The 13,994-nt window shown below is 73.2% G+C and carries 12 protein-coding genes and 1 riboswitch; of the genes, 2 read left to right on the top strand and 10 right to left on the bottom strand.

The annotated features are described in order from the left end of the window. Positions 1 to 62: 62 nt before the first annotated feature. Positions 63 to 899 (bottom strand): sulfurtransferase, encoded by an 837-nt coding sequence (locus IF23_RS0119145; protein ID WP_030285262.1) that lies wholly within the window; start codon positions 897 to 899, stop codon positions 63 to 65. A 249-nt stretch (positions 900 to 1,148) separates the two neighbouring features. On the opposite strand from IF23_RS0119145, the gene IF23_RS0119140 reads away from it, so the two are divergent. Next, positions 1,149 to 1,952 carry a VOC family protein gene (locus IF23_RS0119140; protein WP_030285260.1) on the top strand — a complete coding sequence of 268 codons (804 nt, stop codon included), beginning with the start codon at positions 1,149 to 1,151 and terminating at the stop codon, positions 1,950 to 1,952. Positions 1,953 to 2,236: 284 nt separating this feature from the next. Here the strand turns inward: IF23_RS0119140 and IF23_RS34070 are convergent, their stop codons facing one another. The 5 genes from IF23_RS34070 to IF23_RS0119115 form a co-directional block, all read right to left on the bottom strand. Beyond that, positions 2,237 to 2,500 carry an MMPL family transporter gene (locus IF23_RS34070; protein ID WP_030285258.1) on the bottom strand — a complete coding sequence of 88 codons (264 nt, stop codon included), beginning with the start codon at positions 2,498 to 2,500 and terminating at the stop codon, positions 2,237 to 2,239. A gap of 197 nt (positions 2,501 to 2,697) precedes the next feature. Beyond that, a complete protein-coding gene (locus tag IF23_RS0119130) occupies positions 2,698 to 3,348 on the bottom strand; it encodes a thymidine kinase (RefSeq protein ID WP_030285256.1) in 651 nt (216 codons plus the stop codon). A gap of 197 nt (positions 3,349 to 3,545) precedes the next feature. Continuing rightward, the gene (locus IF23_RS0119125; RefSeq protein ID WP_030285254.1) at positions 3,546 to 4,736 is read right to left on the bottom strand and encodes an alkaline phosphatase family protein; all 1,191 of its coding nucleotides are present in this window, start codon (positions 4,734 to 4,736) and stop codon (positions 3,546 to 3,548) included. Further along, positions 4,736 to 5,329, bottom strand: coding sequence for a DUF5998 family protein (locus tag IF23_RS0119120; protein WP_030285252.1), 594 nt, complete (start codon positions 5,327 to 5,329; stop codon positions 4,736 to 4,738). Before IF23_RS0119120 ends, IF23_RS0119125 begins: the two co-directional genes overlap by 1 nt. A gap of 89 nt (positions 5,330 to 5,418) precedes the next feature. After that, a complete protein-coding gene (locus tag IF23_RS0119115) occupies positions 5,419 to 8,277 on the bottom strand; it encodes a bifunctional acetate--CoA ligase family protein/GNAT family N-acetyltransferase (protein WP_030285250.1) in 2,859 nt (952 codons plus the stop codon). Between the two features lie 200 nt (positions 8,278 to 8,477). On the opposite strand from IF23_RS0119115, the gene IF23_RS0119110 reads away from it, so the two are divergent. Continuing rightward, positions 8,478 to 8,759: an HPr family phosphocarrier protein gene (locus IF23_RS0119110; protein WP_030285249.1), complete on the top strand. Its 282-nt coding sequence runs from the start codon at positions 8,478 to 8,480 to the stop codon at positions 8,757 to 8,759. Between the two features lie 294 nt (positions 8,760 to 9,053). On the opposite strand, the gene IF23_RS0119105 is transcribed toward IF23_RS0119110, so the two are convergent. From IF23_RS0119105 to IF23_RS0119090, 4 genes are all read right to left on the bottom strand, one after another. After that, positions 9,054 to 9,755 carry a GntR family transcriptional regulator gene (locus tag IF23_RS0119105; protein WP_030285246.1) on the bottom strand — a complete coding sequence of 234 codons (702 nt, stop codon included), beginning with the start codon at positions 9,753 to 9,755 and terminating at the stop codon, positions 9,054 to 9,056. A 226-nt stretch (positions 9,756 to 9,981) separates the two neighbouring features. Then, positions 9,982 to 10,758, bottom strand: a complete 777-nt coding sequence (locus IF23_RS0119100; RefSeq protein WP_030285245.1) for a M23 family metallopeptidase — start codon at positions 10,756 to 10,758, stop codon at positions 9,982 to 9,984. A gap of 12 nt (positions 10,759 to 10,770) precedes the next feature. Further along, a riboswitch (cyclic di-AMP (ydaO/yuaA leader) is annotated at positions 10,771 to 10,927 on the bottom strand. Positions 10,928 to 11,169: 242 nt separating this feature from the next. Beyond that, entirely contained in the window at positions 11,170 to 12,552 is a 1,383-nt protein-coding gene (locus IF23_RS0119095) for a M16 family metallopeptidase (RefSeq protein ID WP_030285243.1), read from the bottom strand. A gap of 38 nt (positions 12,553 to 12,590) precedes the next feature. After that, complete coding sequence (locus IF23_RS0119090; protein WP_030285241.1) at positions 12,591 to 13,928, bottom strand: M16 family metallopeptidase; 1,338 nt, start codon at positions 13,926 to 13,928, stop codon at positions 12,591 to 12,593. Positions 13,929 to 13,994 lie beyond the last annotated feature (66 nt).

Here is a 13,994-nt window from a genome sequence, read left to right as displayed (position 1 = left end):
CACGCCCCACGATCCGCCCGCCCCGTGCACACGACGGGGCGGGCGGATCGCTACGTGGTGGCTCAGCCGGGCTGTGCGCCGGTGGCGACGGGGCGGGACGAGTCCGCGGTCCAGCCGCTCCACGAGCCGATGTACAGCGCCGCCGGGACGCCCGCGAGCGACAGGGCCAGTACCTCCTGGGCGCCGGAGACGCCGGAACCGCAGTAGACGCCGACCTCCGCGTCGCTCTTGGCACCGAGTGCCGCGAACCGCTTGGCGAGTGCGGCGGCCGGGCGGAAGGTGTGGTCCTCGGTGACGTTCTCCGTCGTCGGGGCGGAGACGGCGCCGGGGATGTGGCCGCCGACGCGGTCGACGGAGGCCGCCTCGCCCCGGTAGCGCTCGGCGGACCGCGCATCCAGCAGGACGCCGCGACGGGCCAGGGCGGCCGCCTCGTCCGCCGTCAGCTGCGGCAGGCCGCCGGGCTCGGGCGTGAAGTCGCCTTCCTGCGGCTGCGGGATCTCCGTCGTGACCGCCCCGCCGGACGCCGTCCACGCCGCCAGTCCGCCGTCGAGCACCCGCACATCGCGGTGCCCGGCCCAGCGCAGCAGCCACCAGGCCCGCGCCGCGGCCCAGCCCAGTCCGGCGTCGTAGGTGACGACGGGGCGGTCGTCCCGTACCCCGGCGCGGCGCATGGCGGCGGTGAAGACGGCGACGTCGGGCAGGGGGTGGCGGCCCTCGTCGCCCGCCGGGCCGGCGAGGTCGGCGTCGAGATCGATGAAGACGGCGCCGGGCAGGTGCCCCGCCTCGTAGTCGGGGCGGCCGTGCGGTCCCTGGAGCTGCCAGCGGACATCCAGGAGGACGGGCGGGTTGTCGCCCGCCGACTCGCTCGCGAGTTCGGTAGCGGTGATGATGTCATTCATGGCACTCATCCTTGCGTAGGGACGGCTACGTACGGAAGGCGGACGCACACCCTCCGTATGACGGAGGAGGCCCCGCCCGCTCCCGCCACGGTATCGGGGTAACACCGCCGAAATCGGGCGTTCTCCGGAACGGAACGGCCAGTCACGGCGCGGTCGGAGGGGCCCCCGGGGCGCCTGGTGCGAGCATCTGCCTCGGGTCCCGCGCCCGTCCCATGGCCACCACCGCGATGGACCGAGGAGTGAGTGACGATGACGACCGAGGCAGCGACCCGGCGGTTGACCGGTGCGCCCTGCTGGGTGAGCCTGCTGACACACCGCCTGGCCGCGACGCAGGAGTTCTACGGGGCACTGTTCGGCTGGGAGTTCCGCCCGGGACCGCAGCACCTCGGACCGTACCGTCACGCCGTTCTGGACGGGCGGGAAGTGGCCGGGCTCGGCGAGCCCGCGGCCGACCGCCGGTTGCCCGTCTCCTGGACCACCTATCTGGCCACCGAGGACGTGGACGCGACCGCGGAGCGGATCCGGTACTGCGGCGGGACGGTGGGCGTGGGGCCGCTGGACACCGGGGGCGCCGGGCGGATGGCTCTCGCCTGTGACCCGCAGGGCGCGGTCTTCGGCATCTGGCAGGGCCGTGCGGCGACCGCCACCGCGGCCGCCGGAGAACCGGGCACCCCGGTGTGGAACGAGCTGATCACCCGCGAGACCCACTCCGCCGGACCGTTCTACGAGCATGTCTTCGGCTACGAGTCCCAGGCAGTGGTCTCGGCCGACTTCGACTATCTGACGCTGCGCCTGAAGGGCCACCCCGTGGCCGGCCTCCACGGGGTGGGCAACGCGCTGCCGCGTGAGGCGGGCCCACGGTGGATGACGTACTTCGCGGTGTCGGACACCGACGCCGCGGTCCGACGGGTCGAGGGGCTCGGCGGCCATGTGGTCCGGCCGCCTCGCGACTCCCCCCATGGCCGGTTGGCCACGGTGACCGACCCCGGGGGCGCCGCCTTCACCGTCATCCGGCCCGCACCCGAGGGTATTGGGGCGGATACCTACGAGTGAGGCGTGGGTTCGGGGTTGGCCATGCCTCCGGGGCTCGCGCCCTGCGTTCGTCGACTATCCGTCGGTCAGTGGTCAGCGATCAGCGACAGGCAGGAACCATTGCGGCCGGAACCGCCCCGGGCTGGGTCGGGGCCATACCTTCCTGGGCGCGTCGCATGGGGCGGGGCGGTCACCAGGCGGCGTTGCGCAGGAGCGCCAGGGGCGACGGCAGGGGCATGATGCGGATGATGAAGGCGTAGAGCACTGCCGCCGAGCAGAACAGCGACCGCGAGGCTGAAGCCGATCTACTTCATCTTCGTCTGGTGCAGCAGCATGAAGCTGGCGATGACAGTGACCATCACGACGGCGGCGCTGGTGACCGCATTTGCCGATTTGTCGACCCCGTCGAGAACCGCCCACCCAGCGAGTACGGCGTCCATCGCCGTCTCCTTGATGCGACTGACGACGAAGACCTGGTAGCCCATCGACAGGCCGGAGAGGATCGGGAAGAGGAACAGTCGCCCCCGGGAGCCGACCGCGTAGCTGGCGCCCTCCCCGAAGCCGAACACCGTGGAGGCCCAGCCCCACGGGGCGGAGACGACCGGCAGCTTGCCGTTCTGGTGGGCAAGGTAATCGGCGCCCTGCGCGACGAGGCCGGTGGCAGCGTCGGAGACCGTCAGATCAACTGCGGCATGGCGGAAGGCCCCGTCCCCCTCCAGGCGACGCCCCCAGAGGTCCCGCGGACCGGCAGACTCCGGCAGTACGGTCAGGCCGGGTCCACCGGCAAGACGTCCGGGGAGAGGGCGTCCGCGTGTGCGGCGGCGCTGGTCACCCGGCGCAGGTGGTGGCGGCGGCAGAGCACCTCGTAGCCGATGTCGCCCGCGTGCTGGTTCACGTCGCCGACGACGACCTGCTCGCCCTCGACGACCATCTCGCCGCCCACCGTGCGGGCGTTGTGGGTGGCACGCGCGCCGCACCAGCACATCGCCTCGACCTGGAGCGCCTCGATCCGGTCGGCCAGTTCGATCAGCCGCTGGGATCCGGGGAAGAGCCGGGTGCGGAAGTCGGTGGTGATGCCGAAGGCGAAGACGTCCAGCCCCAGGTCGTCGACGACACGGGCGAGTTGGTCGATCTGCTCGGGGTGGAGGAACTGCGCCTCGTCCACGATCACGTAGTCGACCTTGCCGCCCTTCGACATCTCACCGACGAGATGGGCGTAGAGGTCCATGTCCGGGGCCGCCTCGACGGCGTCGGTCACCAGCCCGAGCCGGGAGGAGAGTTTGCCCGCGCCCGCCCGGTCGTCGCGGGTGAAGATCACGCCCTGCAGGCCGCGCGCCGAGCGGTTGTGGCCCATCTGGAGCGCCAGGGTGCTCTTCCCGCAATCCATGGTGCCGGAGAAGAAGACCAGTTCGGACATGGGGAGAGGGGGACCTTTCGGACGGGCGGGGTGCGGTGGGCGGCAGGCCGGAACGGGGCGCCGCGCCGGTCCGCCCGGCGCCCCGGAGGGACACCGGCCCGGGCACGCCTGAGTGCGGGCCCCTCGGGCTCGCGACGGCAGGGCGGGGACGGGAGCGGCGCGGCGGAACGTCGCGGATCGGACGGGGACTTCGCAGGTCAGGTGCGGACTTCCAGCAGCGGGACGAGCTGCTCCACGGGCGTCATCGACCCGTGCATACCGACCATCCTCGACTCACCGGGCTCACGCTCACTCGCGATGATCACCATGTCGGCGTGGGCGGCGGCGACGACATCGCCGATACGGCCGCGTACCCGGTCGTCGATGTGCGGCCCGAACCAGCCCGCCGCGATGGCCTCGTCGCGGCTCGCCACCCACATCTGCTCGCCGACGACCTCCCGCCACACGGCGAGAACGTCGCCCGCGGCGCCCGGGTGGGCGTAGACGTGGCGGGCGCGGCCCTCGCCGCCCAACAGGCGGACACCGGCGCTCAGTTCCCAGTCCTCGTCGAAGTCGATACGCGACTCCGGGTCGAAGGGGATGTCGATCATGCCGTGGTCGGCGGTGATGTAGAGGGCGCTGCGCGGCGGGAGTTGTTCGGCGAGGCGCTGGGCGAGCCGGTCGACGTACATCAGCTGACCGCGCCAGGCGTCGGAGTCCACGCCGTAGCGGTGGCCGTTGCCGTCGACCTCGGCGTAGTACGTGTAGACCAGCGCGCGGTCGGCCGCGGCGAGTTGGGCGGCGGCGAGGTCCATGCGCTCCTCGCCGCTGAGGCGGCCGTGGAAGGTGCCGCCGCTCAGCGCGATCTTGGTCAGCGGGGTCTGCGCGAAGTGCGGCGCGGAGACCTGGCAGGTGTGCACGCCCGCGGCGTCGGCCAGCTGGAACACCGTCGGATACGGCTGCCAGGCGTACGGGTCGGTCCACGGCTGCCAGCGCAGCTGGTTCATCAGCGCGCCGGAGGACGGGTCCTCGCAGGTGTAGCCGGGCAGACCGTGGGCGCCCGGCGGCAGGCCGGTGCCGACGGAGGCGAGCGAGGTGGCGGTGGTGGAGGGGAAACCGGCGGTGAGCGGGCGGCCGGTGCCGTTGCAGGAGGTGTCCAGGAGGGACGTCAGGAACGGCGCCTCGTCCGGGTGGGCGCGCAGCAGCTCCCAGCCGAGACCGTCGATGAGGAAGACGCAGGCCCGGTCGGCGGGCGCCAGCTCCATCGACGTCGGCGGGCCGGACACGCCCTGACCTGCGACGACAGCGGGCAGCAGATCGGCGAGCGAGCCGGTGCCGTAACGGGGCAGCGGGGCGGTCAGCGGGTCGAGCGGCTCGGGCTCCGGCCAGGCGGGGGCGGTGTACCCCATCAGCGGGCGCTCGTGGTGGCCGCGGTGGCCTCGGAGAGCGCCTGCGCGAAGGTCAGCGTCTCGCGGACGGAGTCGGGGCCGTCACCGGCCTCGCTGACCCGCAGCGAGAGATCGTCGGCGGTGGAGGAGCCGGTGTAGCCGTGGTCGGCCTCGCAGTTGGGGTCGCCGCAGGTGGCGGGCTCCAGGTCGAGGCGGGCGACGGCGCCCCAGCCGATGGTGAGCACGACCTCGCGGGGCAGCTGGCCCGGGGTGTACGACTCCGGGTTGGCCACCACGCGGCTGAGCACCACCGAGGAGATCCGCCCCAGCTTCACGGACTCGGTGGAGGTCGTGGCGTACGGGGACGGGGAGGTGGCGTCGGCGGCCTGCTCATCGGTGTGGCTGACGATGAAGCGGGTGTCGGTGAGGACGAGGACGGTCACATGGCGGCGGACCTCGTTGGCGTCGAAGGTCGTCTCCTGGTGCACCAGGTACGCCGCGACCGGCTCACCGCCGACGGCGGCCTGCACCGCCTCGGCCACGAGGGCCGGGTAGTAGCCGCTGCGCTCGATCGCCGCGCGCAGCCCCTGGGTCGTCGTACCGGTCTTAGCCATGTCCTCCATCTTACGGGCCCCCAAGGGGGCAGCAGGACGCCCGGGACGAGCCGGTCCGCGCCCGCGCGGAGCGGACCCGGCGCGGGCGGTCAGTAGACGGGCAGGCGGCGGGGGCCGAGGTCGGTGGTGGCGGGCGGACGGGCGAGGCGGACGGAGGCCCCGAGGACGGACAGGCCGTGCGGGGCGACGACGACCGGCTCCAGATCGACGCCCACCACCTCGGGGTGGTCGTCGACCAGCCGGGAGACCCGCAGCAGCACATCGGCCAGCGCGGCGGTGTCGACCGGCTGCGAGCCGCGCCAGCCGAAGAGGAGCGGGGCGGCGCGGATCGACCGGATCTGGGCGTCGACGTCGCGGTCGGTCACGGGGATGAGGCGGTGCGCGATGTCGCCCAGCAGCTGGGAGGGGGCGCCCGCCAGGCCGAACGAGAGGACGGCACCGGCCGCCGGGTCGATGGCGGCGCGCACCACGGTGTCGACACCGCGCGGCACCATCTTCTGCACCACGGGCGCCAGCTCCTCCGGGGTGCCGAGGGCCGCGGTCAGCTCGCCGTAGGTGCGGCGCAGGTCCTCCTCGTCGGCGATGTCCAGACGGATGCCGCCCAGGTCGCTGCGGTGGCGGAGGTGGGGGGCGGTGGTCTTGAGGGCGACGGGGTAGCCGAGCCGGGCGGCGGCGCGGACTGCGGCGTCCGGGCCGGGGGCGGGCAGGGACGGTTCGGTGGGGATGCCGTAACGGGCGAGCAGGGCGGCGGCGTCCTCGGTGGGCAGCGGGACGGAGCGCCCGGCGGGCGGGTCGAGGTGGTCGAGCAGCCGCGCGATGTCGGCTCCGGCCGCGGCCTCCTGTATGTCGTCGTACGCGGGGACCCGGCCCGGCTCGGCGGCCTCCCGGCGCCAGGCGGCGTACCGCACGGCCTCGGCGAGGGCCCGCACGGCGCGCTCGGCAGCGGGGTACGCCGGGAGCGGGACGCGGGCGGAGGGGTACGGGGTGGCGGGATCCGTGGCGGGCGCCGGGTCCGCAGGGTGGGCGCCCGGGGGCGCGTCCTCGGCCGGGGGCGCCGCTTCGGCCGTCCCCGGGGCGGCCAGGGCCATGGCGAGCGCGTCCATGGCCAGGTGGGCGACGGCAACCGGCTTGGCGGGGCCCGCGGCGGCCGCCGAGCGCAGCGCCGTCGCCAACTCCTCGACCTCCCCCTGGGTGGCCGCCTCGCCCTCGGCGACCCAGGGGATCGCGGTGACGACGACCGCGTCGCAGCTCTCGCGTGCCAGTTCCTCGGCGAGGGCGGTGTGGAAGTCGTGCGCGGTCGCCGCGGAGGGCAACACCCGGGGGCGGCGCGGGCGCAGGCCCTCGGTCAGACAGGCGTCGTAGGCGAGGAGGGAGAGCGCCTCGGAGTTGCCGAGGACGGCGACGCGGGCGCCCGCGGGGAGCGGCTGGGAGGCGAGCAGCAGTCCGGCGTCGAGGAGTTCGGTGACCGTGTCGACGCGGATGACCCCGGCCTGCCGCATCAGGGCGGCGACGGTGCTGTCCGGGATGCGGACGGTGGGGACGGTGTGCCCCAGGGGCGCGGTGCCGTGGTGGCGGGCGCCCTTGGCGACGACGACCGGTTTGACGGCGGCGGTGCGGCGGGCGAGGCGGGTGAACTTGCGGGGGTTGCCGATGGATTCGAGGTAGAGGATCGCGACGTCGGTGTCCGGATCGTCGTACCAGTACTGGAGCAGGTCGTTGCCGGAGGCGTCGGCGCGGTTACCGGCCGAGACGAAGGTGGAGATCCCGGCGGGCGAGCCGTCCCCGGGGCCGCGCTCGTGCAACCCGCTGAGCAGGGCGATGCCGATCGCGCCGGACTGGGTGAAGAGCCCGATGCGGCCGGTGGCGGGCATCTGCGGGGCGAAGGAGGCGTTCAGCCGGACGTCGGGGGCGGTGTTGATCAAGCCGAAGGCATTCGGGCCGATCAGCCGCATGCCGTACGAGCGGGTGCGGCGCAGCAGGGCGCGCTGGCGCTCGCGCCCCTCGGTACCGGCCTCGGCGTACCCGGAGGAGAGGACCAGGACGCCCTGGACGCCGTGTTCCCCGCAGTCGTCGATCACCTCGGGGACGTGGTCGGCGGGGACGGCGATGACCGCGAGGTCGACCGGGCCGTCGATCTCCCGCAGGGAGCGGACGGCGGGCACGCCCTCGGGGTCGAGGCGGTCCGTCCCCTCGGGGAAGGCGTGGTTGACGGCGTGGACGCGGCCGGTGAAGCCGGAGTCGAGGAGATGGCGCAGCGCGGTACGGCCGACGCCGCCGGGGGTGCGGCCGGTGCCGATGACGGCGACCGAGCCGGGGGCGAGGAGGCGCTGCATGGAGCGGGCCTCGGCGCGCTGCTCGCGGCCGCGCATCACGGCCATGGACTGCTCGGTCGGTTCGAGATCGAATTCCAACCGGACGACGCCGTCCTCGAAGGTCCGTTGCTGGGTGTACCCGGCGTCCGTGAACACCTTGATCATCTTGGTGTTGGCGGGGAGCACCTCGGCGGCGAACCGGCGGATGCCGCGCTCACGGGCGACGGCGGCGATGTGCTCCAGCAGCGCGGAGGCGACGCCGCGGCCCTGGTGGGCGTCCTGCACCAGGAAGGCGACCTCCGCCTGGTCGTCCCCCGGGTCCTTGGCCGGCAACCCCCGGTGGTCGATCCGGTCGTAGCGGACGGTGGCGATGAACTCGCCGCCCACGGTGGCGGCGAGGCCGACCCGGTCGACGTAGTCGTGGTGGGTGAAGCGGTGCACGTCGCGGTCGGAGAGACGCGGGTAGGGCGCGAAGAAGCGGTAGTACTTCGACTCGTCCGAGACCTGTTCGTAGAAGGCGACCAGGCGCTCGGCGTCGTCCGGGGTGATCGGGCGGATCCGGGCGGTGCCGCCGTCGCGCAGCACCACATCGGCTTCCCAGTGGCTCGGGTACGCATGATCGGGCGGCTGCTGCATGCGGACAGCGTACGACCGGCCACCGACAACCGGCCCGGTGCGCGCGGGGCCGGGCGCACGGCGGGCCACGGGCGGGCGAACGGCGGCACCGGCGGACCCGCCCGGACGTGGTGCGGAACACCGGAGGTGGGGCTTCCGGAGCACCGGGGACCGCGTGAGAGACTGGTCTAGACAACCGTTACGACTTGAAGGGCAACACCATGGCTGAGCGCCGCGTCAATGTCGGTTGGGCCGAGGGGCTGCACGCCCGTCCCGCCTCGATCTTCGTCCGTGCGGCCACCGCCGCCGGCGTTCCCGTGACGATCGCCAAGGCCGACGGCAACCCCGTGAACGCGGCCTCGATGCTCGCGGTGCTGGGCCTGGGCGCCCAGGGCGGCGAGGAGATCGTGCTCGCCTCGGACGCCGAGGGTGCCGAGGCCGCGCTGGAGCGTCTGGCGAAGCTGGTCGCCGAGGGGCTCGACGAGCTGCCGGAGACCGTCTGAACCGGGACGCCCCCGCCTCCCCGTATCCGGGGAAAGGCCCCGCCGCCACGACCGGAACCGGTCACCGCGGCGGGGCCTTTCGCGTACCCGGCGACGCAATGCCGCCCACCGCGCGCCGCGGCGGCGCCACTCCCCCACCCGTAATTCCCCGGCCCCATCGGCGCCCCACGGCCGAATAGTTGAATACGCCGCCACGCGGTGCGGGCAATTCCCGGATGGCGTGTTTTATCGGAACCCGATTCCGTGATTTCCCGTACGGGCCGAAAGGATTCCGCCATACGTCGGCCGCGCCCCTCACGCGCCCTGGGCGGAGCGCACGCGCCCGCTGCCGACGGGGCGCGGCCCGGGGCGCGCCGCGGTCTGCCGGTGCCGTGGGCGGTAGGCCGGGAGGGACCGCGCCACGTGCGAGGCCATCAGGGCGCGTGCCGCCTCCGCGTCGCCCCGGGCCACCGCGTCGAGCACCGCGCCGTGGTCGTCCCAGGTCTCCGCGTACCGCGCCGGACGCTCGACGACATACATCCAGTCGATCTTCCGCCGCACCTGGGTCAGCAGCGCGGTCAGCCCCGGATTGCCCGCCGCGCGGGCCAGCGTCTCGTGGAACCAGCCGTCGAGCCGGGGCAGGTCACCCGGGCAGTCACGGTGGGCGCGCTCCCTGCCGAGCCGCACCACGCCCCGGAGGACCTTCAGCTGCGCGTCGGTGCGGCGGGCCGCCGCGCGGGCGGCACCCATCGGCTCCAGGAGTGCCCGCAGGTCCAGCAGATCGGCCGCCTCCTGGGCGGTGGGCGCGGCGACGCAGGCGCCCGCGTGCCGCCGCGCGGTGACGAATCCCTCCGACTGCAGGGTCCGTAACGCCTCACGGACCGGCACCCGGGAGACGCCGTACCGGGTGGCCAGAATGTCCTCGACGAGTCGGCTTCCGGGGATCAGCGTGCCGGAAACGATGTCGTCGCGAATCGCCGTGGAGATACGCTGCACGGAAATCTCGCCTTGCGTCATCGTGGGCACCTCCACCGTCCTCCCCGGAAAACGCCGGTGCACGGCGCCTTTTCCGCGACTCTATTCGACGGTGGCGGCTCCTTTACCGCCTTCACACATTCATGGAAATCTTTTGGTGAGTGCGTTCCCCTGCCCCGGGAAATCCGGCCATCCGCCGTACGGCACCGGACACGACGGAGCCCCGGACACCCTGTCAGGGCGGTCCGGGGCTCCGGGAAGTGCGGGGTCAGACGTTGACGCCGTGCGCGCGCAGATAGGCGATCGGGTCGATGTCCGAGCCGTAGTCGGGGCCGGTGCGGGCCTCGAAGTGCAGGTGCGGGCCGGTGACGTTGCCGGTCGCGCCGGACAGCGCGATCTGCTGATTGGGCATCACCTGCTGGCCGACCGAGACACCGATCTGCGACAGGTGGCCGTACTGGGTGTACGTACCGTCGTTCATCTTGATGACGATGTTGTTGCCGTACGCACCGCCCCAACCGGCCTCGACGACGGTGCCCGCGCCGACAGCGTGCACGGTGGTGCCGGTGGCGGCGTGGAAGTCGATACCGGTGTGGGTGCCGGAGGACCACAGGCCGCTGGACGCCTTGTAGGCGGTGGAGACGTACGAACCGGTGATCGGGGCGACGAAGGCGTTGAGGCGCTTGCGCTCCTCCTCGCGGGCGGCGCGGACCTCGGCGTCGTGCCGCTTGTCGGCCGCCGCCTTGGCCGCCTGCGCCTGCTTCACCGCGTCGGCCTCGGCCTTCGCCTTGGCCTCGGCCGTCTCGGCGACGGCCTGCTGCGCATCGGCCTGCGCCTGGACGCGCTCGGCGACCTCGTCACCGAGGACGACGGCGCGCTGCAGACCGGTGTCGTGCGCGGCGCCGGAGGTGGCGGCCATCGCGGGAGAGGAGACGGAGGCGACGACGCCGGTGGCGGCGAGACCGGCGATGCCGGCGATGTTGCGGGTCGTCCGGGCGCTGCGGCTCGGACGGCGGTGCTTCCCGGTGGCACGGGTGAACGCCATGTGCTGGCTGGTCCTTTCCTTCCTTCTCGCCTACCGGGTTAGCTGACGGGTTCGGAGCAGGAAGGTCTCCTACGGGTTCCTCCGGAGAGGTACCCGATTCACCCCAGGGGACGTGTGGGTCCCCGGCTCCCCTGGCTCGCGCCGTACGGGGACTCGGCGATGACTGTCCGGTGCCGCGGTTGCGGCGTGCTGCTGACGGACAGCGCGCTCGACGCTAATCGCGGAAACTTTCAATCGGCAAACAGAATCGCCATATTGTGCGTTACACCACACCGGATCCACGGAACCGGAAGTGGACATTCCGCAGCACAAAGGGGATTCTGAGGACGCTTCCACGCCCTCGGAATCCCCTTTTGCCCCGCTGTGCCGGGTTACTGCGACGGCCGGACCACGCCGCCGCCCCACGGTCCGTCAGCCGCTGACGACCGTCACCTCGCCGATGCCCAGCGCCCGGACCGGCTCGGCGATCTGCGCCGCGTCACCGACCAGCACCGTCACCAGCCGGTCGGCCGGGAAGGCGTTGACCACGGCGGCGGTCGCCTCGACCGTGCCGGTCTCGGCCAGCCGCGCGTACAGCTGCGCCTGGTAGTCGTCCGGCAGATGCTGCTCGACCTGGTCGGCGAGGGTGCCCGCGACCGCCGCCGCCGTCTCGTACTTCAGCGGCGCGACGCCGACAAGGTTCTGCACCGCGACGTCCCGCTCGGCGTCGGTCAGCCCCTCCGCCGCCAGGGTGCGCAGCACCTTCCACAGGTCGTCGAGGGCCGGGCCGGTGGACTCGGTGTCGACCGAACCGCTGATCGCCAGCATCGAGGCGCCCGTGGAACCGCCGGGCGCGTCCGGCGCCGACGACCGCAGCACCTGACCGAAGGCCCGCACCCCGTAGGTGTAGCCCTTCTCCTCGCGCAGCACCCGGTCCAGACGCGACGTCAGCGTGCCGCCCAGGCAGTACGTGCCGAGAACCTGCGCGGGCCACTGGCGGTCGTGGCGGTCGGCGCCGATCCGCCCGATGAGCAGCTGCGTCTGCACCGCGCCGGGGCGGTCGACGATCACGACACGGCCGGTGCCGTCCGCGGTGATCGGCGTGACGGCGACCGGCTCGGCGGCCGAGCCCTGCCAGGCGCCCAGCGTGTCGGCGAGCGCCGCGTCCACGTCGACGCCGGTGAAGTCACCGACGATCACGGCGGTGGCCGCCGCGGGCCGCACATGCGCGTCGTAGAACGCCCGGACGGCCGCCGCGTCGATGCGCCCGACGGTCTCCTCGGTGCCCTGCCGGGGCCGCGACATCCGGGACGACGCGGGGAACAGCTCCTTGGAGAGCGCCATCGCGGCGCGGCGCCCCGGGTTGGCCAGCTCGTGCGGGATCTCGTCGAGGCGGTTGCGCACCAGGCGCTCCACCTCGCTCTCGGGGAAGGCGGGGGCGCGCAGCGCGTCGGCGAGCAGCCCCAGGGCGCGCGGCAGCCGGGAGGCGGGGACCTCCAGGGAGACGCGGACACCGGGGTGGTCGGCGTGTGCGTCCAACGTGGCGCCGCAGCGCTCCAGTTCGGCGGCGAACTCCTCGGCGTCGTGCCGGTCGGTGCCCTCCGACAGCGCCCGCGCCATGATCGTGGCGACGCCGTCCAGGCCCGCCGGCTCGGTCTCCAGCGGCGCGACGATGTCGACCTCGACGGCGACGACCTGCTGGCCGGGGCGGTGGCTGCGCAGCACCGTCAGGCCGTTGGGCAGCGCACCGCGCTCGGGCGCCGGGAAGGCCCACGGCCTGGGCGCCCCGCCCCGGGGCTGCGGGTGGAAGGTCATCTCGCTCATGGCCAGGTCCTCGCGGGTGGTGGCGTCGCTCACCGGTCCGCCTCCTCGTCGTTGTCGGCGCTGTCGTCGGCGGCGGTCGGCTCGTACACCAGCACCGCGCGGTTGTCGGGGCGCAGCCGGGCCTGGGCGACGGCCTGCACCTCCTCTGGCGTGATGTCCAGAACACGCCCCACGGCGGTCAGCGCCAGCTGCGGGTCACCGAACAGGACGGCGTAGCGGCACAGTTCGTCGGCGCGGCCGCTGACCGTCGCGAGGCGGTCCAGCCACTCGCGCTCCAGCTGGGCCTGCGCCCGCTCCATCTCCTCCGGGGTCGGCCCCTCGGCGGCGAACCGGGCCAGTTCCTCGTCGACGGCGCTCTCGATGTCCGCGACCTCCACGCCACCGGACGTCTTGACGTCCAGCCAGCCCAGGGACGGCGCACCGGCCAGCCGCAGCAGGCCGAACCCGGCGGCGACGGCGGAGCGGTCGCGGCGCACCAGGCGGTTGTAGAGGCGCGAGGACTCGCCGCCGCCCAGGACGGTCAGCGCGAGATCGGCGGCGTCCGCCTCCCGGGTGCCGTCGTGCGGCAGCCGGTAGGCCGCCATCAGGGCACGCGAGGGCACCTCCTCCTCGACGACCTCCCGCAGCTGGCCGCCCATCGTCACCGGCAGCTCACCGCTGCGCGGCGGCCGCTTGCCGTCGTGCGAGGGGATCGACCCGAAGTACTTCTCGATCCAGGCGAGCGTCTGCTCGGGATCGATGTCGCCGACCACCGACAGGACGGCGTTGTTCGGCGCGTAATAGGTACGGAAGAACGCCCGCGCGTCCTCCAGGGACGCCGCGTCCAGATCGGCCATCGACCCGATCGGCGTGTGGTGGTACGGGTGACCCTCCGGATACGCCATGGCCGTCAGCTTCTCGAAGGCCGTGCCGTAGGGGACGTTGTCGTACCGCTGACGGCGCTCGTTCTTGACGACGTCGCGCTGGTTCTCCAGCGACTCGTCGTCGAGCGCGGTCAGGAGGGAGCCCATGCGGTCCGCCTCCAGCCAGAGCGCCAGCTCCAGCTCATGGGCGGGCATGGTCTCGAAGTAGTTGGTGCGCTCGAAGCTCGTGGTGCCGTTCAGCGACCCGCCGGCGCCCTGCACCAGCTCGAAGTGACCGTTCCCCTTGACCTGCGCGGACCCCTGGAACATCAGGTGCTCGAAGAGGTGAGCCAGGCCCGTACGGCCCTTGACCTCGTGACGGGAGCCGACGTCGTACCAGAGGCAGACCGCTGCCACCGGTGTCAGAGGGTCTACCGAGAGCACCACGCGCAGGCCGTTGGCCAGCCGGTGCTCGGTCGCTGTCAGGCCGCCGGAGCCGGCTTTTTCTGTGGCCGTGTGACCCATGGGCATGTACGTCCCTTCGATCCGCTTGCGAAGAAGTCCTGTCACTGTATGCAACCGCGTCGGCAT

This window comes from Streptomyces catenulae (genome assembly GCF_000718015.1).
In the GTDB taxonomy this organism is placed as follows: domain Bacteria; phylum Actinomycetota; class Actinomycetes; order Streptomycetales; family Streptomycetaceae; genus Streptomyces; species Streptomyces catenulae.
Note: the sequence above shows the minus strand (reverse complement) of the source record. Positions and strands in the feature narration are given on the sequence as shown.